A 20,310-nucleotide genomic window follows, 5' to 3' on the forward strand; every position below is an offset into this window, starting at 1 on the left:
CAGCCCTCAGCTCTGGGACGCGGCTTTGGGCAGAATGTCGTTGGCGACCATTTCACCGAAGGGGCTCACGTAATTGGCGCCCTGGGGCTGTTCGGGACGCTGCACGTCCAGGTGCGGGAACAGCAGTTCGGCCACGCGGTACGACTCTTCCAGGTGCGGGTAGCCGGAGAAAATGAAGGTGTCGATACCCAGCGCCGCGTATTCCTTGACCCGTGCGGCCACGGTCGGGCCATCGCCCACCAGCGCCGTGCCGGCACCGCCGCGCACCAGGCCCACGCCGGCCCACAGGTTGGGGCTGACCTCGAGGTTGTCGCGGCTGCCGCCGTGCAGCGCGGCCATGCGTTGCTGGCCCACCGAATCAAAGCGCGACAGCGACGCCTGGGCGCGGGCGATGGTGTCGTCGTCCACATGGGAAATCAGGCGGTCTGCCGCCGCCCAGGCCTCGGCGTTGGTTTCCCTTACGATCACGTGCAGGCGGATGCCGAAGCGCACGGTGCGCCCCTGCTTGGCGGCCTTGGCGCGCACCTCGGCGATTTTCTCGGCGACGGCGGCCGGTGGCTCGCCCCAGGTCAGGTACAGCTCCACCTGCTCGGCGGCCAGGTCCTGGGCAGCGTCGGAGGAGCCGCCGAAATACAGCGGCGGACGCGGCTGCTGCACCGGTGGGTAGAGCAGCTTGGCGCCCTTCACAGTGATGTGCTTGCCGTCGTAGTCCACGGTCTCGCCTTCCAGCACGCGGCGCCAGATGCGGGTGAATTCCACCGAGGCTTCATAGCGCTCTTCGTGGCTGAGGAACAAGCCATCGCCGGACAGCTCCTCCGGGTCGCCACCGGTCACCAGGTTGAACAGCGCACGGCCGTTGGACAGGCGGTCCAGGGTGGCCGCCTGGCGCGCGGCCACGGTCGGCGAAATGATGCCCGGGCGCAGCGCCACCAGGAACTTCAGGCGCTGGGTCACCGGAATCAGCGATGCCGCCACCAGCCAGGAATCCTCGCAGGAACGCCCCGTGGGAATCAGCACGCCACCAAAGCCCAGGCGGTCGGCGGCCTGGGCGATCTGTTGCAGGTAGCCATGGTCCACGGCGCGCGCGCCTTCGGCGGTGCCAAGGTAATGACCGTCGCCGTGGGTGGGAAGAAACCAGAAAATATTGAGGCTCATTGGAGTTGTCTCCTAAGGGTGGCTAGGGCCGGCACGACGCGCCGGCCCGCAGTTCGAATCACGGGGCTGTCGCGACCTTGGCAGGCGGCGTCCAGATCACATCCTTGATGCTCAATGGCTTGGGAATCAGTTTCAGCTGGTAGAAGGCGTCGGCGATCTTCTGCTGCGCCGCGACCACGTCGGGGGTAATGAACTCGGCGCCGAAGCCCTGGCGTTTCACCGAGGTCAGGGTGATGTCGGCGGGCAGGCCCAGCAGCGGCGAGACTTCCTGGGTGACCTGCTCGGGGTTGGACTTGGACCACTCGCCCACCGAGCGCACTTCGTCGATCAGGGCGGCGATCACCTGCGGGTGCTGCTGCGCAAAAGGCTTGGTCGCCAGGTAGAACTGGTTGTTGTCCACCAGGCCCTTGCCGTCACGCAGGGTGCGCGCTTGCAGCTGCTGTTCGGCAGCGGCCTGGTACGGGTCCCAGATCACCCAGGCGTCGACGGCGCCGCGCTCGAAGGCGGCGCGGGCATCGGCGGGCGGCAGGAACACGGTCTGGATATCGGTGTATTTCAGGCCGGCGTCTTCCAGGGCGCGCACCAGCAGGTAGTGCACGTTGGAGCCCTTGTTGAGCACCACTTTCTTGCCCTTGAGGTCGGCCACCGATTTGATCGGCGAGTCCTTGGGCACCAGGATGGCTTCGCTGTTGGGGGCAGGTGGCTCATGGGCCACGTACAGCAGGTCGGCGCCGGCGGCCTGGGCGAACACCGGCGGGGTTTCGCCGGTGACGCCGAAGTCGATGGAGCCCACGTTCAGGCCTTCCAGCAGCTGCGGGCCGCCGGGAAACTCAGTCCATTGCACCTGCACGCCCTGCTCGGCCAGGCGCTTTTCCAGCGAGCCACGGGCCTTGAGCAGCACCAGGGTGCCGTATTTCTGATAGCCGATGCGGAGGGTGTCAGCCTGGGCTTGGGTGATGGCGCCGAACGACACAGCCGCAGCAAACAGAGCGACCAGCCCACGACGCAAAAAGACTGTGCGCATAGCGCCGCTCCTTTGCTTGATTGGGTTTTGGCTGCACCTGCTTGCCCGTTGGCGGGCGAGTAAGGCGAGTGTTATCAGTGAGTTAACATGTGGGAGCTGGCTTGCCAGCGAGCTGTTGGGGCCTAAAAGCTCGCTGGCAAGCCAGCTCCCACAAGCGGCGTTAGATACTCCAGCGCGCGCTCAAGAGTCTTTCGTTCAAGATGCCGGGCTCCAGCGCCTGTGGGCGGCGGCTCAGGGCGTAGTGGAACTCTTCCAGGGCATTGCTCAGGCGCTGCTCCAGCGCCGGGGCCAGCTGCGCCGCGGCGCTGCCTTCGCCGTAGGCGATCTGGCTGTCGTCAGCAAAGATCCCCTGCAGCATTTCCTGGGCCTTCAGCGCGGCCAACACCGGCTTCAGGGCGTAATCCACCGCCAGCATGTGGGCGATGCTGCCGCCGGTGGCGATGGGCAGTACCACCTTGTTGGCCAGCGCCCGCTCGGGCAGCAGGTCCAGCAGGGTTTTCAGTGCGCCGCTGAACGAGGCCTTGTACACCGGCGTGGCGACGATCAGGCCGTCGGCCTTCTGCACCAGCTCCAGGAAGTCGAGCACCTTGGGGCTGTCGAAGCGGGCGTGCAGCAGGTCCTCGGCCGCGAAGTCGCGTACCTGGAACGTCGCCACTTCCACGTTGTGGCGCTGCAGCCAGAGCCGGGTCTGGTCCAGCAACACGCCGGACCGTGAACGCACACTGGGGCTGCCACCAAGAGATACAACCAGCATTGCCACCCTTCCTTCTTTGACCAAAAGGCCTCGCGATCGGCGAGATGGAACTGACCATAACAGGCCTTTTATATATCCATAAATCATATTTTTTCATGTGGTTAGACGCTGAAAGAATATGAGATTTCGGGCAAAAAAAGGGCCGTGATCAACGGCCCTCAAACCCTGGTGGGAGCTGGCTTGCCAGCGAGCTTTTCAGCCTTCAACAGCTCGCTGGCAAGCCAGCTCCCACAAATACGGGTACTCAGCGGTTAGGCTGGGGCGTCAGGCGCAGGTACGGCTTCACCGCGCGGTAGCCCTTGGGAAAGCGTTGCTTGATCTCTTCCTCGTCCTTGAGCGACGGCACGATTACCACCTCGTCACCGTCCTGCCAGTTGGCCGGGGTGGCCACCTTGTGGTTGTCGGTGAGCTGCAGCGAATCGATCACCCGCAGGATCTCGTGGAAGTTGCGGCCGGTGCTGGCCGGGTAGGTGATGGTCAGGCGCACTTTCTTGTTCGGGTCGATTACGAACAGCGAGCGCACCGTGAGGGTGTCGTTGGCGTTGGGGTGGATCAGGTCGTAAAGGTCGGCCACCTTGCGGTCGGCGTCGGCCAGGATGGGGAAGTTGACGATGGTGTTCTGGGTTTCGTTGATGTCCTCGATCCACTTGTGGTGCGAATCCACCGGGTCCACCGACAGGGCGATGGCCTTGACGTTGCGCTTGGCGAACTCTTCCTTGAGCTTGGCGGTGAAGCCCAGCTCGGTGGTGCACACCGGGGTGAAGTCCGCAGGGTGGGAGAACAGCACACCCCAGCTGTTGCCCAGCCACTCGTGGAAACGGATCTTGCCGGCGCTGGAGTCTTGTTCGAAATCGGGGGCGATGTCGCCGAGGCGGATGCTCATGAGAGGCCTTGCTCCTTGTTGAGTGCTTTATGGGAACCACTGTGCACTCAGCGTAGACGAAATAAAAAGAATAAATATCGATTTATTTAGCGTTAAAAGGCATAACAGATTTTGGATAAAACAAAGCCCGCCGCGGGATAGGGTCCGCGGCAGGCTTTGGTCTTTACAGCAGGGTTACAGCAGCGGGATCGAGTAGCTGACGATCACACGGTTTTCGTCCTGGTCGCGCTGGCCTGGAATGTCGTTGCGCCACATGGCGTTTTTCCAGGTGAAGCCCAGGCCCTTGAGGGTTCCGGTTGGCACGACGTAGGCCAGGGTGATGTCGCGTTCCCACTCGGAGCGGCCGTCACCGTTACCGGCGGTGGTCGAACGGGTGTCGATGTTGTCGCCACGCAGGTAGACGATACCGGCAGTAGCGCCTGGGAAGCCCAGGGCCGCGAAGTCATACGAGTAGCGGCCCTGCCAGGTGCGTTCGCCAGCACGGCCGAACTTCTGGATCTGCATGTCGGTGATGGTGCCGTTGGAGGAACCGTCGCCCTGGTTCAGCCACGGGAAGTCCGAGCTGCCGTTGCTGACCTGGTAACCGCCACCGAAGGTGTGACCGGCCACGGTATACAGGAACAGGCCGCTGTACAGGTTGTTGTCCACCGGGCCCTTGCCGTTGGCATTGCTCTGGTAGCTACCGGTGGTGTAGTAGGCCGAATCGTTGCTGTTCGCGCCGTCGTCGGTGCTGTGGAAGTAGCGCAGGTCAGACTTCAGCACGCCCGGGCCGACCGCCCAGTTGTGGGTCAGGCCCAGGAAGTGCTGCTTGTAGAAGTCGGTCAGTTCACCGTAGTAGTACTGCAGCAGCAGGTCCTTGGTGACCTTGTAGTCGGCACCGCCGTAGTAGAACTTGTTGCTGCGCTCGCCGATGTTGCTGTTGCCGCTACCGTTGGCGCCGCTGATGGACAGGTTCTCGTAGTTGCTCGAGTTACGGCCCTTGGCCTGGTCGATCTGACCGGCGATCAGGGTCACGTCCTTGATGTCGTTCGAGGTGATCTGGCCACCCTCGAAGGTCTGTGGCAGCAGGCGACCGTCGTTGTACTGGATGACCGGCAGCTTGGGCATCAGGGTACCGATCTTCAGCTCGGTCTTCGAGATCTTGGCCTTGGCGGTAAGGCCCAGGCTGGAGAAGCTGTCAGCCGGGTTGTCGCCATTGGTTGGGAACACAGTGCCGCCGTCCAGCGAGCCGGTCGGGTTACCCGACTTGGCGCGGGTGGAATCCAGCTTCACGCCCAGCAGGCCGATGGCGTCAACGCCAAAGCCCACAGTGCCAGCGGTGTAGCCCGACTGGAACTCGACCTGGAAGCCTTGGCCCCATTCGGCGGAATAGTTGGAGTTTTTCGGGGCGCCCGAATCGCGGTTATCGGTGTTGATGTAGTAGTTGCGCAGCTTCAGCGTTGCCTTGCTGTCATCGATGAAACCTTCGGCGCCAGCGTGCGCGGCGAATACCCCTACAGCCACGGCCAAAGCCAAGGAAGACTTGTACATTGTGTTGCTCCTGTAATGATTCTAATTCTTGTCTGTCCCCAATCATGGATCTTCTGTCCATTGCGCTGGGGTTGTTGCGATTAATGCCAGTGGCGAACACCGCGTCAACCGCTCTAGGTCGGTTTACGACGATGGTCTATGTCCATTTTGTGACGGGCAAGAGTAAATAATATTTCATAACTCCAAAAAGAATTGTTTCATCTCTTTTCAGATCGTTTTGGAATAGAAAACGGTTTTTGCCAAACACCACGTCGCTTAACCTGTATCGACCTCTAAGGTAATTACTAAACGGTCTTTGTAATTTATTTTTTAGATCGTTTAGCTTTCACCAACCGGACCACCGGACATTTCCCCACCCCCTTTGCAGAAGCCGCCCGAGCGGTCAGAGGTGCTCCGTGTCCGTAAACCGTCCGAACATGAAAAAGCTTTTAACCGTCGCCCTCAGCCTGTTCATCTGCCAGGCCAGCGCGCAAGCGGCCAACCTCACCATCGGCTACCAGACCGGCATCGACCCCAGCAAGGTGCCGCAGGCCGACGGCGCCTATGAAAAAGCCATCGGCGAGAAGATCGACTGGCGCCGTTTCAACAGCGGCCCGGAAGTGGTCACCGCCATTGCCTCGGGGGACGTGCAGATCGGCAACCTGGGTTCCAGCCCGCTGGCCGCTGCCGCTTCACGCAAGTTGCCGATCGTGGCCTTCATCGTCTCCGCGCAGATCAACGCCGCCGAGGCCCTGGTGGTGCGCAACGGCAGCGGCATCAACAATCCGCAGGACCTGGTGGGCAAGACCATCGCCACACCGTTCGTGTCCACCTCGCACTACAGCCTGCTGGGCGCGCTGAAGCACTGGGGGCTGGAAGGCAAGGTCAAGGTGGTGAACCTGCAGCCGGCGGAAATCGCAGCCGCCTGGAAGCGCGGCGACATCGACGGTGCGTTCGTGTGGTCGCCGGCCCTGGGCGAGATCCGCAAGACCGGCAAGACCCTCACCGACGCCGCCCAGGTGGGCCAATGGGGTGCGCCCACCTTCGAGGTGTGGGTTGCGCGCAAGGACTACGCCGACAAACACCCGGAAGTGATCGCCCAGTTCGCCAAGGTGACCCTGGACTCATTCGCCGACTATGCCGCGCACAAGGACGCCTGGACGGCTGACTCGGTGCCTGTGCAAAAAATAGCCAAGCTCACCGGCGCCAACGCCAGCGACGTGCCCGAACTGCTGGCCGGCGCCGCCTTCCCCGACGCCAAGGCCCAGCAAACCCCGGCGCTGCTGCAAGGCGGCACCGCCAAGGCCATCGAGCAGACGGCGGAGTTCCTCAAGGAACAGGGCAAGGTCGAGAGCGTGCTGCCCGATTATTCCCCGTACGTAAGCGCCAGGTTCGTTAACTGACGCGGCCTATGGCCGCTGCTACGGAGCGCAAATCCCGTAGCAGCGGCCAAAGGCCGCGTCTGGCACGTCCAGCGCTAAGCTAATGCAAAACAGTTATTTATTTACTGATTCTTAGATCATTTAGTCTTCCCATCACCCAAGCCATCCGGCCGCCTGATGAGGAGCTGCACCATGTCCCGCTTCAACCCCCTTCGCCTGTTGGCGGCCATCTCCCTGGCAGGCGCCGCGTTCGTGGCGCAGGCCGCCGATTTCACCGTGGCCTACCAGACCACCGTCGACCCGGCCAAGGTCGCCCAGGCCGACGGCGCCTATGAAAAGGCCACCCAATCGAAAATCAGCTGGCGCAAGTTCGACGGCGGCTCGCAGGTGATCACCGCCGTGGCCTCCGGCGACGTGCAGATCGGCTACGTCGGCTCCAGCCCCCTGGCCGCTGCCGCCACCCGCCAACTGCCGGTGGAAACCTTCCTGATCGCTACCCAGATAGGCGCCGCCGAGGCCCTGGTGGCCCGCAACGGCGCCGGCATCAACAGCCCGCAGGACCTGGTGGGCAAGAAAATCGCCGTGCCGTTCGTGTCCACCGGACACTACAGCCTGCTGGCCGCGCTGAAACAGTGGAAGATCGACCCGTCGAAAGTCACCATCCTCAACCTCGACCCGCCGGCCATCATCGCCGCCTGGAAGCGCGGTGACATCGACGCCACCTACGTCTGGGACCCGGCGCTGGGCGTGGCCAAGGAAAGCGGCAAGGTGCTGATCACTTCGGGTGAACTGGCCAAGCTGGGGGCGCCAACCTTCGACGCCTGGATCGTGCGCAAGGACTTCGCCGCCAAGCACCCGGAAATCGTCAAGGCCTTCGCCAAGGTGACCCTGGACGCCTACGCCGACTACCGCAAAGACCCCAAGGCCTGGCTGGCCAACCAGGGCAACATCGACAAGCTGGTGAAGCTGTCCGGTGCCAAGGCCGCCGACATTCCGCTGCTGCTGCAGGGCAACGTCTACCCGCTGGCCGCTGACCAGGTGACCGCGCTGGGCGCCCCCACCACCCAGGCCATCACCGACACCGCCACCTTCCTCAAGGAACAAGGCAAGGTCGACGCCGTGCTGCCCGACTACGCCCCCTACGTGAGCGCGCAGTTCGTTCAGTAACCATTTTCCGGCCCCCATCGCCCCTGTGGGAGCTGGCTTGCCAGCGAGCTCTTCAAACCGCAACAGCTCGCTGGCAAGCCAGCTCCCACAAGGGCATCGGCGGCGCCACGCATAGGATCAATCTCATGGCCCTGCTGCAACTCGAGCGCATCAGCGCACAGTACCCCGGCGCCAGCACGCCGGTGCTGGCCGACATCAACTTGTCCCTGGGCCCGCAACAACTGCTGGTGGCTCTTGGCCCTTCGGGTAGCGGCAAGACCTCGCTGCTGAACCTGATCGCCGGCTTCGTCGAGCCCAGCGCCGGGCGCATCACCCTCGACGGCGTGCCGGTGAAAGGCCCCAGCGCCGAGCGCGGCGTGGTGTTCCAGGACGATGCCCTGCTGCCCTGGCAGGACGTGCTGGCCAACGTCGCCTTCGGCCTGGAGCTGGCCGGCGTGCCGCGTGAAAAGCGTGAACTGCGCGCCCGCGACATGCTCGCCCTGGTGGACCTGGCCGACTTCGGCAGCCGGCGCATCTGGCAACTCTCCGGTGGCCAAAAGCAGCGTGTCGGCCTGGCCCGTGCCCTGGCCGCCGACCCGCGCGTGCTGTTGATGGATGAACCCTTCGGCGCGCTGGACGCCTTCACCCGCGAGCAGATGCAGGAACTGCTGCTGCAAGTGTGGAAGCGCACTGCCAAGCCGGTGTTCCTGATTACCCACGACATCGAAGAAGCGGTGTTCCTGGCCACCGACCTGATCCTGCTGGCGCCCAACCCCGGCCAGGTGGTGGAACGCCTGAACCTGGACTTCGGCCAGCGCTACGCCGCCGGGGAATCGGCCCGCGCAATCAAGTCCGATCCGCGCTTCATCGAAACCCGCGAGCACGTGCTGTCGCGCGTGTTTTCGCAACGCACCGCACTGCAACAGGAGCCGGCATGAGCAGCTACCAAGCCCCCGTCACCGCCCAGGCTACCCTGGTCAAGCCGGTGAAACCGCGGCGCCCGTTGAGCACCCGCGCCATCAGCAGCCTTACCCTGCTGACCTTGCTGGCCCTGTGGTGGGCCGTCACCGCCAGCGGGCTGATCGAACCGCTGTTCCTGCCCTCGCCCGTGGCCGTGCTGGAAAAAGGCTGGCTGCTGGCGACCAAGGGCTACATGGACGCCACCCTGTGGCAGCACCTGGGTGCCAGCCTGAGCCGCATCGGCCTGGCGCTGGGCTTCGCCATCCTGACGGCCATCCCGATCGGCATCGCCATCGGCACCAACCGCATCGCCCGCGGCATCTTCGACCCGCTGATCGAGTTCTACCGCCCGATCCCGCCGCTGGCCTACCTGCCGCTGATCGTGATCTGGTGCGGCATTGGCGAGCTGTCGAAAGTGCTGTTGATCTACCTGGCCATCTTCGCCCCCATCGCCATCGCCACCGCCACCGGCGTGCGCACCGTCGACCCGGCCAAGCTGCGCGCCGCGCAGTCGCTGGGCGCCACCCGCGCGCAATTGATACGCCACGTGATCCTGCCCAGCGCCCTGCCCGACATTCTCACCGGCGTGCGCATCGGCCTGGGCGTGGGCTGGTCCACCCTGGTGGCCGCCGAGCTGATCGCCGCCACCAGCGGCCTGGGCTTCATGGTGCAGTCGGCCGCGCAGTTCCTGGTTACCGACGTGGTCATCCTGGGCATCCTGGTCATTGCCGTGATCGCCTTCGCCCTGGAAATGGGCCTGCGCGCCCTGCAACGCAAGCTGGTGCCCTGGCACGGCCAAAGTCATTGATCGATCGCTGCTTACCTTGAATAACGAGATAGCCATGAGCCTGACCATCACCCCCATCAGCCCTGCCATTGGCGCCGTCATCAGCGGCGTCGACATCGCCCAGCCGCTGACCGCGGCGCACCGCGACGCCATCGAACAGGCGCTGCTGGCGCACCACGTGATCTTCTTTCGCGACCAGCCCATCACGCCACAGCAGCAGGCGCGCTTCGCCGCCCAGTTCGGCGACCTGCACATTCACCCCATCTACCCGAATGTGCCGGAACAGCCGGAAGTGCTGATCCTCGACACCGCCGTGACCGACGTGCGCGACAACGCCATCTGGCACACCGACGTGACCTTCCTGCCCACCCCGGCCATGGGCGCGGTGCTCAGCGCCAAACTGATTCCGCCCTATGGCGGCGACACCCTGTGGGCCAGCGGCATTGCCGCGTATGAAGCGCTGTCCGCGCCGCTAAAGCGCCTGCTCGACGGCCTGACGGCTACCCATGATTTCACCAAGTCGTTCCCGCTGGAGCGCTTCGGCAGCACCCCCGAAGACCTGGCCCGCTGGGAAGAAACCCGGCGCAAGAACCCGCCCATCAGCCACCCGGTGATCCGCACCCACCCGGTCAGCGGGCGCAAATCGTTGTTCGTCAGCGACGGTTTCACCACCCGCATCAACGAACTGGAGCCGGCAGAAAGCGAAGCCATCCTCAAACTGCTGTTCGCCCACGCCACCCGGCCCGAATTCTTCGTGCGCTGGCGCTGGCAGGAAAACGACGTGGCCTTCTGGGACAACCGCAGCACCCAGCACTACGCCGTGGACGACTACCGCCCGGCCCGCCGCGTAATGCAGCGCGCCACCATCCTGGGCGATGCGCCGTTCTGACAGGCGCTCCGCCCCGTAGCAGCTGCCGAAGGCTGCGTCTGGCGGCGTGCCTGCAAAAACGCGGCGCCCATGACGCGGCCTGGCGGCCGCTGCTACAGGGCCAGCTTTTTGTGCATGGCCTCCAGCACCTCACACCCCTCCTGCAACAGGTGATAACTCACCTCCGCCGCTACATTCAGGTCCTTGCCCTCGATGGAGCAGGAATTCATGCACGACAAGGACTCCATCAGGTTGCGCACCGTCTGGAAGCGGCGGGTGGCGAATTCGTAGAGGTCGAGGTCGGGGCAGTCGGGGTTGATGAGGAAGATGGGGGGTGAGGCGTCTTGGTAAGTCATGGCTAAGTCCCTAAAGCTGATGAACCGCCACCATCGTTTGCACGCGATTTAAGGTGGCGGCTGTGCGCAGGTGTGCAAAACCGGGCTTTAGAACCGGCAGACCCGAAGGTCTCCCACGCACAGCCACCATGAAGCTGAACAGCAGGCATGAATATGCCTGCTGCGCAGGTTGATGGCTACAGCGTCTAAAGCACGGGTTTGCACGCCCGGCCGCTGATGGTCAGCGACGCAGAGGACTATAGGGCGTTGCCCGGGGCACAAATACCCGGCCACTTCCGATAACCGTGTAGGAACAATCCCAAATCACCGCCAAGGTGCCATGCATAAAAAAACCGCCTGATAGAGGCGGCTTCTTTAATTCATGTGTCCTCAAGGGGAGGCTTACGCCAACAGGTCTTGAGGCAATCATTTCCAATATAAAACGATTTCCCGAGCCTGAACATCCCGAAATCTCCTGCAAACACGTAGGAAATCTCTCCTTTTCGCTACCGGCTTAAATACGGACAAACGGAGAGAAAGCGCCTTTCAAAACGAAGAACAGTGAGCTAAATATCCGCTTACCGAATGATAAGAAAGGCATCTCCATGGTGACCAAGCACGACCTTCAGCGCTTCATCCGAGCGGAGATTCACCAGGATTTTTTTGAGGAGCTGAGCATCCTCATCCCCCAGACCTTCCAGAAAGCCATGTCTGACAGTCAACAGCTGCGCAACGTCCCACCCGAGCATTTGCGGGGTTACCTGCGCTACATGTACGTTCAAGAGGCCATGGGCGGACTAGTTCGCTGGTCCCCTGTAATCCGGGAGACATCGCCCAAGGGAAGTTTTTTCGTGCTTCTTGCTATAGGAAAAGTCCGTCTGACCGCCGTGGTGCTGCCTTGGCAGAAGGAAGTGCGTGAAGCCAAATACCGATCAGAGCTGAAGCTGTTGAACGAAACCCTGGCTTGCACCCAGATAGACTGGATCAATGAGGTAACGCAACCAATCGATGATCATCTGATCAATGCCTTGGTCATCGCACATGCTCCTCCTCCCAGCTGCGCTAACCAGGCAGAACCGTTGGCTATTGCATTGGCGGTACCGTATTTCAACGGCAAGGGGTTTCACATGAGCTGTGCGTTGGATGAACTGATGGATGGCTATGCTGAAGATGAGCACGCTGGTCTTAAACCCATTGCGCTGGTGAAATTGCGAGATAATATGCGCCGCGCAGAAGACACAGACACCGAAACCCAAGCGAAGAGGTAATGATGAGGACGGGAGTCGCAGGCTTTCAATCAGGACGCCTCAAGCAGTTGCGCCTGGCATTTGGCCTGACTCAATCAGGGCTGGCTGAACTGGTTGGCCGCGCCTCTGGAAATATCTCCAAATGGGAAAATGGCCTTCAGGCTCCTGAAGCAGATGCATTTCACCGTTTGTGCGAGGTTTTCGGCGTAAGCCAGAACTGGCTAGTGGAGTCGCCTGTGCACAGCGACGCCTCCAGTCCATTCTTCTTCCGTTCAAATGTCACGGCCACGGAAACCGCGAGGGAAATAGCTGCGATCCGGCTGTCGTGGCTTCAGGAAATCTCCTTCGAACTGCAGGAAAGCCTAGAATTCCCCGACGTCAACGTTCCCTGCCTCTCCGAACAAAACTGCGAACTGATTTCCGACGCCGAGATCGAGCAGGTCGCCAGCGCATGTCGTCAGGCGTGGGGCCTGGGTAATGGCCCGATCGCGCATGTAATCGACATCATGGAGCGCGCCGGCATCGTCTGTGCCAGAAGCCATCTGGGCTTTCTGAAGATGGATGGCGTATCAAATTGGTGCCTGGCAGATGATCGGCCTTACGCCCTCATAATCGCGGACAAGGCTAATGGGATTCGCAATCGCTTTGATGCCGCCCACGAGCTGGGGCATATCGTGCTTCACCGGCACGTGACGCAAACACAGTACGTTGAAAAGTACGCGTTGCTGGAGACACAAGCCCATCGCTTCGCCAGCGCCTTCCTACTGCCTGCAGAAAGTTTCTGCCGTGAAGTGCGTTGGCCCACACTGGATACCCTGCTTGCACTCAAACCCCGCTGGAAGGTCTCGGTGGCGGCCATGGTGAAGCGGTGCCAAGACTTGGACATCATCAACGAAACCACCGCTACGCGCCTCTGGAAAGCACGTTCAGCGAGAGGCTGGGTGAAGGGCGAACCTCTGGATGACACCTTTCAGCATGAGTTGCCGTCGTTGCTGTCTCAAAGCATCAAGATGATGGTTGAAAGCAAGGTGCTCTCTCGCTCCCAACTTCGACAGGTGCTTGGCTTGCCCACTGACACGCTGGAATCGCTGTGCAGCCTTGAGCAGGGATACTTTGAACTCCCTGATGCAACTCAAATCCTGAAGTTGCGACTCAAACGCCAGCCTATCTCGAATCCGTCCTTCAAGAAGCCAGCACAGGTGCTCGGCTTCCCTGCCAAAAACTGATCAGCATCATTTCCAGGCTTGCTGGCTCACATCCAACCGCTTCGGCAACAAATGATTCTGCCAAAACAGATCCGCCGTCACCTGCTGCGCCGCCATCACCTTCGCGTCAACCGGCGCAATGGGCGATGGCGGGCGGTTGTCGATGTACTGGGCTACCACCGGCTTGGGCAGGCTCATGTTGGCCGCCAGCACGTTGATGCTGTCTTCACGCTGGCTGCGGGTCAGCGCTTCGGCCTGGCTGAGTTCGGCCAGCAGGTTGTGGATGAACGGGCCGTTCTGTTCGGCGTACGGGCGGCGGGCGGTGTACAGCGGGCCGGAGAGGCCCAGGCCGGTGCCGTCGGCGAGTTTGCGGGTGTGGCCTTCGCTCAGCGCCAGCGATGAGTACGGGTCCCAGATCACCCAGGCGTCGACGCTGCCTTGCTCGAAGGCGGCGCGGGCGTCGGCGGGGCTGAGGTAGATGGGCTGGATGTCCTTGTAGCTCAGGCCGGCCTGGTTCAGCGCACGCAAAATCAGGTTGTGCGAGCTGGAGCCCTTCTGGAACGCGACTTTCTTGCCCTTGAGTTCGGCCACGCTGTGCAGCGGGCTGTCGTTCTTCACCAGGATGACTTCAGCGGCCGGTTTGGCCGGTTCGGCGCCGATGTACACAAGGTCGGCACCCGCGGCCTGGGCGAACAGCGGCGGGATGTCGCCGGTGGAGCCCACGTCCAGCGCGCCGACGTTGAGCGCTTCGAGCATCTGCGGGCCGGCGGGGAATTCCACCCACTGCACCTTGGTCTGCGGGAATTGCTTCTCCAGCAGGCCATGCTCCTTGGCCAGCACCAGGGCGATGGAACCCTTCTGGTAGCCGATGCGCAGCGCGGCCGGGTCGGCCAGGGCGTTGAAAGTCAGGGCAAGCAGGGACAGGCCGGCCGCCAGGCGTGCTAGTGGTTTCATGGGCGTTCTCGCAATGCAGGGCCGGGGGCCGCAGCCCCCGGCTGGGAGGGGTTACTCAGCCAGGGACGGCTTTTCCCACAGGTTGATGCCGCCTTCGACGGCGAAGCGGTCGATGGCTTCCAGCTCTTCACGGCTGAAGGCCAGGTTCTTCAGGGCGCCGACGTTCTCGATGATCTGCTCGGGACGGCTGGCGCCGATCAGCGCCGAGGTCACGCGCGGGTCGCGCAGGGTCCAGGCCAGCGCCATTTGCGCCAGGCTCTGGCCGCGCTGCTGGGCGATTTCGTTCAGCGAGCGGATGTGCGCCAGGTTGCTTTCCGACAGGTGCGACTGCAGCAGCGAGCCTCCGCCGGGCTTGTTGACGCGGGCATCCTTGGGTACGCCGTTGAGGTACTTGTCGGTCAGCAGGCCCTGGGCCAGCGGGGTGAAGGCGATGACGCCGCTGCCCAGCTCGTCGGTGACGTCCAGCAGGTCCTTTTCCACCCAGCGGTTGAGCAGGTTGTAGGCCGGCTGGTGAATCAGCAGCGGCACTTTCCACTCTTGCAGCAGCTTGGCGATTTCGCGGGTTTTCACCCCCGAGTACGACGAGATGCCGATGTACAGCGCCTTGCCCTGCTGTACGGCGGTGGCCAGTGCGCCGGCGGTTTCTTCCAGCGGGGTGTCGGGGTCGAAGCGGTGCGAGTAGAAAATGTCCACGTAGTCCACGCCCAGGCGCTGCAGGCTCTGGTCGAGGCTGGCGAGGATGTATTTGCGCGAGCCGCCGCCCTGGCCGTAGGGGCCTGGCCACATGTCCCAACCGGCCTTGCTGGAGATGATCAGCTCGTCGCGGTACTGCTTGAAGTCTTCGCGCAGCAGGCGGCCGAAGTTGATCTCGGCGCTGCCGTAGGGCGGGCCGTAGTTGTTGGCCAGGTCGAAGTGGTTGATGCCCAGGTCGAAGGCGGTGCGCAGCAGCGCGCGCTGGGTGTCGATGGGCGTGCTGTCGCCGAAGTTGTGCCACAGGCCCAGGGACAGCGCCGGCAGCACCAGGCCGCTGCGGCCTACGCGGCGGTAAGGGATGGACTCGTAGCGGTCTTGCGCAGCGATGTAGGTCATCGGTTCCTCTCTTGTTGAAATTGTGCACACCCAGCTGTGTTTGCTGACTGTTGTGGGAGCTGGCTTGCCAGCGAGTTTTTTGGCCGATCAAAAGCTCGCTGGCAAGCCAGCTCCCACAAAAGCATTCACACCGCTGGGTGTCAGAAGAATGGGTTAGCGGGTTTCTCCAGCCCCAGGTTCTCGCGCAGCGTGGTGCCTTCGTACTCGGTTCTGAACAACCCGCGGCGTTGCAGCTCGGGCACCACGTGGTCGGCGAAATCTTCCAGGCCGCCGGGCAAATGCGGCACCAGCACGTTGAAGCCGTCGGCCGCGCCTTGTTCGAACCATGCCTGCAACTGATCGGCAATCTGCACCGGGGTTCCGATCAGGCTGTAATGCCCACGGCCACCGGCGATCTTGCGGCCCAGTTCGGCCAGGCTCAACTGCTCGCGCCCGGCCAGCTCGGTCAGCAGTTTCTGCCGGCTTTGCTGGCCGCTGTCGGTCAGCGGCAGCTCGGGCAGCGGGCCGTCCAGCGGGTAGCCGGACAGGTCGAAGTTACCGAGCATACGCCCTAACAGCGCCACGCCGACCTCGGGTTCGACCAAAGCCTGGAACGCCTCGAATTTTTCCCGCGCCAGGGCTTCGGTCTCCCCTACCACCACGAACACGCCGGGCATGATTTTCAACGAATCGGCGCTGCGCCCGAACTTCGCCAGCCGGCCTTTCAAATCGGCGTAGAACGCCTGGGCATTGGCCAGCGAAGTCTGGGCAGTAAAGACCACTTCAGCGGTTTGCGCCGCCAGCTCGCGGCCGGTTTCCGAAGAGCCGGCCTGCACGATCACCGGCCGGCCCTGGGGCGAGCGGGCGACGTTGAGCGGGCCCTTGACCTTGAAGTGCTCGCCGCTGTGGTCGAGCACGTGCAACTTGGCGGGGTCGTAGTATTGGCCGCTGGCCTTGTCGCGGCTGAAAGCGTCGTCGCCCCAGCTGTCCCACAGGCCGGTGACCACTTGGTAGAACTCGCGGGCGCGGCTGTAGCGCTCGGCGTGGCCGATGTGTTCGTCACGGCCAAAGTTCAGCGCTTCGGCAGCGGCGTCCGAGGTCACCAGGTTCCAGCCGGCGCGGCCGCCGGACAGGTGGTCCAGCGAGGCGAACTTGCGCGCCACGTGGTAGGGCTCGTTGTAGCTGGTGGTGACGGTGCTGATCAGGCCAATGTGCTCGGTGACCGCGCTGAGCGCCGACAGCAGGGTCAGCGGCTCGAAATGGTCGGAGCGCGCCATGCGGCTGGCGATGTCGCCGGTGGCCGCCGCCACGCTGTCGGCCACGAAAAGCGTGTCGAAGCGAGCGCGCTCGGCCACCTGGGCCAGGTGCTTGTAGTGCTTGAAATCCAGCCCGGCGTTGGCCGGCACTTCTGGATGCCGCCAGGCGGCCACGTGGTGACCGGTTGCCATCAGGAACGCGCCCAATTTCAGTTGTCGTGGTGCCTGGCTCATGTTCAGAAGTCCTTGCGTACTTGAATGCCGAAGTAACGTTGGTCGTCACGCGGTACCGCGCGGTAGATGTAGCCGGTGCCGCTGGCCAGCAGTGGCGAGTAGGATTTGTTCGCCAGGTTCTTGCCTTCCAGCGATACGCGCCAGCCGCTGCCGTAGTCGGCCAGGGCGACGCTGGCGTTCCAGATGCCGTAGGCGCCCTGCTCGGTCAGCGGGTTCTGGCTGATGTCGTACTGCACTTTGCTCTGCCAGTTGAAGTCGGTGCCAAGCTCGATGTCCATGCCGTTGTCCAGCGGGATGTCGTAGTCGGCACGCACGTAGGTTTTCCAGTCCGGGCTGAACGGCAGGGTCTTGCCGTTGACGTTGCACGAGGCGGCGGCGCCGGCCGGGCAGCTGAACTGGTCGATGCGCGCGTGGGTGTAGGCGAAGGCACCGGACAGTTTCAGGTTGCGGGTAGCCTGCAAGGCCCAGTCGCCCTCCACGCCTTCGGTGCTGACCGTGCCGGCGTTGATCAGGCGGGTCACCACCTGGTTGGCCACGGTGTCGTAGAAGTTGGCCTGGTAGTTGTTGTACTGGCTGTGGAACACCGCAAGGTTGGTGGTCAGGCGGTTGTTCCAGCTGGTGGCCTTCACGCCCAGCTCCCAGGTGTTCGAGGTTTCCGGCTTGAGCGCGTCGGTGTCACGCGGCTGCATGTTGAAGAACACGTTGTAGGCCGGGCCCTTGTAGCCGCGCGAGTAGGTCAGGTAGCTGGTGACGCTGTCGCTGAGGTCGTACTGCAGGCCCAGGCGGCCTGACCAGCCTTCGGCGTTGGTGTCACCCGAGCTGCTGGTGGCCGGGTTGATGCCGTTCACCGCCACCGCCGAGGTGGAGGTGCGCTCGTGGTCGTACTTCAGCTCGTCGTGGGTCCAGCGCAGGCCGGCGATGCCGCGGAAGGTGGGGGTGAAGTTGAAGGTGTTCTCGCCGAACACCGCGTAGCTGTCGCTGGTGGTGCCGTAGTTGGCCAGGCCGCTGTTGGTGGCGGTCGGCGTGATGAGCGTGCGGCCGTAGGTTTCCTTGTCGCGGGCGTGCATGTAGTACAGGCCGGCCACGTATTCCATGAACTCGCCCTTGGGCGAGGCCAGGCGCAGCTCCTGGCTGTACTGGTCGTAGTCCAGCGTGCCTTTGTCCTGGATGCCCGGGTAGGCGGCGCTGATGGTGGCCAGGCGGTCGGCGTCCTGCCACTGGTCGTTGTTCCAGCCGCGCCAGGCGGTGATCGAGGTCAGGGTGTAGTCGCCCAGGTTCCAGTCGGCCTGCGCGGAGAGGCCCTTGTTGATGTCATCGACGTGGGTGCGGTAGTCACTGACGATGTCGCGGTTGTGCGAGCTGGCGGTGACCGGCGACAGCGCGCTGCCGAACGACGCCAGGGTGCTGGCGGCGACCACGCCGTTGGGGGCGTCGCTGGCGGCGTTCATGTAGTCGGCGGACAGGGTCAGCTTGAAGTCTTCGTTGGGGGTGAACTCCAGCTTGCCGCGCGCGCCCTTGCGGTTGTAGCCGTTGAGCTCCTGGCCGTTGGTCTTGTTGTGCACGTTGCCGTCGTAGTCGCTGACCAGCGCGGTGACGTTGCCCTTCAGCACGCCAGGGATCAGCGTGCCGCCGATGCCGAAGCGGGTGCGGCTTTCGTTGCCCTGGTAGTAGGACTGTTCCACGTAGCCGTGGGTCTCGTCGGTGGGCGCCTTGGTGACGATGTTGAGCACGCCGGCCGAGGCGTTCTTGCCGAACAGCGTGCCCTGCGGGCCGCGCAGCACTTCGATGCGGTCCAGGTCCAGCAGGTCGAGGGTGGCCATGCCCGGGCGGCCGTACACCACGCCGTCGACCACGGTGGCCACGGTGGGCTCCACGCCCGGCGAGGTGGAGATGGTGCCCACGCCGCGAATGAACAGCGAGGTGTCCTTGTTCGACGCGCCGGTGCGGAAGTTCACCGTGGGGATCTGCTGCACGATGCTTTCGATGTTGGTGCGGTTCTCGCGCCCCAGTTGCTCACCATCCACTACGGTGACGGCCACGGGCACCTTCTGCAGCGACTCTTCGCGGCGGGTGGCGGTGACGGTCACCGATTTCAGCACCGGTTCCGCGCTGCTGTCGGTGGCGGTGGTGGTGGTGGCATCCGCTGCCTGCACCGCGCCCAGCGGCATGGCCGCGCAGGCGGCCAGGGTCCAGCCGAAGGCCTGTACCAGCGCGGTGGTTTTGAAACGATCCCCAAATCGGTTTTGCATGTCGGATGCCCTGCTCGAAGGTTATGCCCTGGCCGTGGCTCTGCGGCCACTGCGTCTGTCGTTTCGCAGAAAAGGTGTCGTGGGCATTCGCTCGAGCGAGTAGCAGACAAAGCACTTTGTTAGCGCTAACATCGAAAGTATCAGCAATCCGGACATAGACCGTCCAATACTGAAAAATTACTTTTATATGCGTTTAGGTTTTATCAGGAGGTTGAAGTGAGCGACGACAAGCGCAAGCGCCGCGGCGCCGGTCGGGTCACGCTGAACACCGTGGCGCGCCACGCCGGGGTGTCGGCGATTACCGTGTCGCGCTATTTCAACCAGCCCGAACAGGTGTCGCCCGAGCGCCGCGAGCGCATCAAGGCGGCGGTGGATGAGCTCGGCTACGTGCCCAACCTGGTGGCCGGCGGCCTGGCCTCGGCGCGCGGGCGCATTGTCGGCATGGTGATTCCCAACATCTCCGGGCCGATCTTCGCCAACACCATCCAGGGCTTCAGCGATACCCTCAGCCGCCACGGCTACCAGCTGCTGCTGGCCTCCAGCTACTTCTCGGTAGAGCAGGAGGAAAGCGCCGTGCGCGCGTTCCTCGGCTGGTCACCGGCGGCGCTGGTGCTGACCAGCCATTTCCATAGCGAAGCCACCGAGAAGATGATCGCCGAGGCCGACATCCCCCTGATCGAGACCTGGGACTACCGGCCCGAGCGCAGCCCCATCCAGATCGGTTTCTCGCACTTCCAGGTGGGGGTCACGGCCACCCGTTACCTGCATGGCAAGGGCTACCAGCGCATCGCCTTCGTGCAGAACAGCGCGGCCGGCGACTTCAGCGCCCTGGAGCGGCGCGACGGCTACGCCGCCACCATGGCCGAGTTGGGCCTGGCACCGCAGGTGTTCGCCCCACAGGAAGGCCTGGCGCCGTTCGAAGCGGGCAAGCAGGCCATGCAGGCGTTGATGGCCGGCGCGCAGCCGCCCCAGGCGATTATCTTTGCCAATGACAACCTGGCGGCCGGCGGCATGCTGGCGGGGCAGCGCGCAGGGGTGAAGATCCCCGAGGATTGCGCGGTGGTGGGGTTTGGCGATTACCCGTTCGCCGAGATGCTGATGCCCAGCCTGACCACCATCAAGCCTCCAGCGCTGGAGATTGGCGTGCTGGCGGCGACGCGGGTGTTGGAGAGTTTGGGCGAGGTGGAAGTCGAACGCCTGAACCTGCTGGAATGCCGCCTGATCGAACGCGAAAGCGCCTGACCTGTAGCAGCGGCCACAGGCCGCGTCACAACCGCCACCATCCTTGTGTAGC

The 20,310-nt window shown here is 63.3% G+C and carries 18 protein-coding genes; 8 read left to right on the forward strand and 10 right to left on the reverse strand.

Going from position 1 to position 20,310, the window contains the following annotated elements; translation table 11 throughout:
• Positions 1 to 6: 6 nt before the first annotated feature.
• From ssuD to AC0J42_RS29840, 5 genes are all read right to left on the reverse strand, one after another.
• The gene (gene ssuD, locus AC0J42_RS29820; RefSeq protein ID WP_473004859.1) at positions 7 to 1,155 is read right to left on the reverse strand and encodes an FMNH2-dependent alkanesulfonate monooxygenase; all 1,149 of its coding nucleotides are present in this window, start codon (positions 1,153 to 1,155) and stop codon (positions 7 to 9) included.
• A gap of 58 nt (positions 1,156 to 1,213) precedes the next feature.
• A complete protein-coding gene (locus AC0J42_RS29825; protein WP_473004861.1) occupies positions 1,214 to 2,179 on the reverse strand; it encodes a sulfonate ABC transporter substrate-binding protein in 966 nt (321 codons plus the stop codon).
• A gap of 160 nt (positions 2,180 to 2,339) precedes the next feature.
• On the reverse strand, positions 2,340 to 2,933 hold the full coding sequence (gene ssuE, locus AC0J42_RS29830) for an NADPH-dependent FMN reductase (protein WP_416421505.1): 594 nt from the start codon (positions 2,931 to 2,933) through the stop codon (positions 2,340 to 2,342).
• 244 nt (positions 2,934 to 3,177) lie between these two features.
• A complete protein-coding gene (locus AC0J42_RS29835) occupies positions 3,178 to 3,816 on the reverse strand; it encodes a peroxiredoxin (protein ID WP_416421506.1) in 639 nt (212 codons plus the stop codon).
• 174 nt (positions 3,817 to 3,990) lie between these two features.
• Positions 3,991 to 5,346 carry an OprD family porin gene (locus tag AC0J42_RS29840; protein ID WP_473004862.1) on the reverse strand — a complete coding sequence of 452 codons (1,356 nt, stop codon included), beginning with the start codon at positions 5,344 to 5,346 and terminating at the stop codon, positions 3,991 to 3,993.
• A 416-nt stretch (positions 5,347 to 5,762) separates the two neighbouring features.
• Between AC0J42_RS29840 and tauA (AC0J42_RS29845) the strand changes: the two genes are divergently transcribed.
• The 5 genes from tauA (AC0J42_RS29845) to tauD all read left to right on the forward strand — a co-directional run bounded on the left by tauA (AC0J42_RS29845) (position 5,763) and on the right by tauD (position 10,489).
• Positions 5,763 to 6,728 (forward strand): taurine ABC transporter substrate-binding protein, encoded by a 966-nt coding sequence (gene tauA / locus AC0J42_RS29845; protein WP_473004863.1) that lies wholly within the window; start codon positions 5,763 to 5,765, stop codon positions 6,726 to 6,728.
• Between the two features lie 171 nt (positions 6,729 to 6,899).
• A complete protein-coding gene (gene tauA, locus AC0J42_RS29850; protein ID WP_473004864.1) occupies positions 6,900 to 7,874 on the forward strand; it encodes a taurine ABC transporter substrate-binding protein in 975 nt (324 codons plus the stop codon).
• A 125-nt stretch (positions 7,875 to 7,999) separates the two neighbouring features.
• Complete coding sequence (tauB, locus tag AC0J42_RS29855) at positions 8,000 to 8,791, forward strand: taurine ABC transporter ATP-binding subunit (protein WP_473004865.1); 792 nt, start codon at positions 8,000 to 8,002, stop codon at positions 8,789 to 8,791.
• Positions 8,788 to 9,621: a taurine ABC transporter permease TauC gene (tauC, locus tag AC0J42_RS29860; protein WP_473004867.1), complete on the forward strand. Its 834-nt coding sequence runs from the start codon at positions 8,788 to 8,790 to the stop codon at positions 9,619 to 9,621. Before tauB ends, tauC begins: the two co-directional genes overlap by 4 nt.
• Before the next feature lie 34 nt (positions 9,622 to 9,655).
• Entirely contained in the window at positions 9,656 to 10,489 is an 834-nt protein-coding gene (tauD, locus tag AC0J42_RS29865) for a taurine dioxygenase (RefSeq protein ID WP_473004868.1), read from the forward strand.
• Between the two features lie 92 nt (positions 10,490 to 10,581).
• Here tauD and AC0J42_RS29870 read toward each other — a convergent pair whose 3' ends face one another.
• Positions 10,582 to 10,824 (reverse strand): hypothetical protein, encoded by a 243-nt coding sequence (locus AC0J42_RS29870; RefSeq protein ID WP_473004870.1) that lies wholly within the window; start codon positions 10,822 to 10,824, stop codon positions 10,582 to 10,584.
• Positions 10,825 to 11,408: 584 nt separating this feature from the next.
• On the opposite strand from AC0J42_RS29870, the gene AC0J42_RS29875 reads away from it, so the two are divergent.
• Together AC0J42_RS29875 and AC0J42_RS29880 are read left to right on the forward strand one after the other, a co-directional pair.
• Positions 11,409 to 12,071 (forward strand): hypothetical protein, encoded by a 663-nt coding sequence (locus AC0J42_RS29875; protein WP_473004871.1) that lies wholly within the window; start codon positions 11,409 to 11,411, stop codon positions 12,069 to 12,071.
• Positions 12,072 to 12,073: 2 nt separating this feature from the next.
• Positions 12,074 to 13,276 carry a helix-turn-helix domain-containing protein gene (locus AC0J42_RS29880; RefSeq protein WP_473004872.1) on the forward strand — a complete coding sequence of 401 codons (1,203 nt, stop codon included), beginning with the start codon at positions 12,074 to 12,076 and terminating at the stop codon, positions 13,274 to 13,276.
• Between the two features lie 6 nt (positions 13,277 to 13,282).
• On the opposite strand, the gene AC0J42_RS29885 is transcribed toward AC0J42_RS29880, so the two are convergent.
• The 4 genes from AC0J42_RS29885 to AC0J42_RS29900 form a co-directional block, all read right to left on the reverse strand.
• Positions 13,283 to 14,209, reverse strand: coding sequence for an aliphatic sulfonate ABC transporter substrate-binding protein (locus AC0J42_RS29885; protein ID WP_473004874.1), 927 nt, complete (start codon positions 14,207 to 14,209; stop codon positions 13,283 to 13,285).
• A 51-nt stretch (positions 14,210 to 14,260) separates the two neighbouring features.
• Entirely contained in the window at positions 14,261 to 15,298 is a 1,038-nt protein-coding gene (mgrA, locus tag AC0J42_RS29890; protein ID WP_416421517.1) for an L-glyceraldehyde 3-phosphate reductase, read from the reverse strand.
• A 140-nt stretch (positions 15,299 to 15,438) separates the two neighbouring features.
• On the reverse strand, positions 15,439 to 16,767 hold the full coding sequence (locus tag AC0J42_RS29895; RefSeq protein ID WP_473004876.1) for an LLM class flavin-dependent oxidoreductase: 1,329 nt from the start codon (positions 16,765 to 16,767) through the stop codon (positions 15,439 to 15,441).
• A gap of 2 nt (positions 16,768 to 16,769) precedes the next feature.
• The gene (locus tag AC0J42_RS29900; protein WP_473004877.1) at positions 16,770 to 19,016 is read right to left on the reverse strand and encodes a TonB-dependent receptor; all 2,247 of its coding nucleotides are present in this window, start codon (positions 19,014 to 19,016) and stop codon (positions 16,770 to 16,772) included.
• A gap of 216 nt (positions 19,017 to 19,232) precedes the next feature.
• On the opposite strand from AC0J42_RS29900, the gene AC0J42_RS29905 reads away from it, so the two are divergent.
• Positions 19,233 to 20,258, forward strand: a complete 1,026-nt coding sequence (locus tag AC0J42_RS29905) for a LacI family DNA-binding transcriptional regulator (RefSeq protein ID WP_473004878.1) — start codon at positions 19,233 to 19,235, stop codon at positions 20,256 to 20,258.
• The last annotated feature ends 52 nt before the right edge of the window (positions 20,259 to 20,310 follow it).

It is taken from the genome of Pseudomonas sp. Tav-5-1A, from assembly GCF_055755055.1.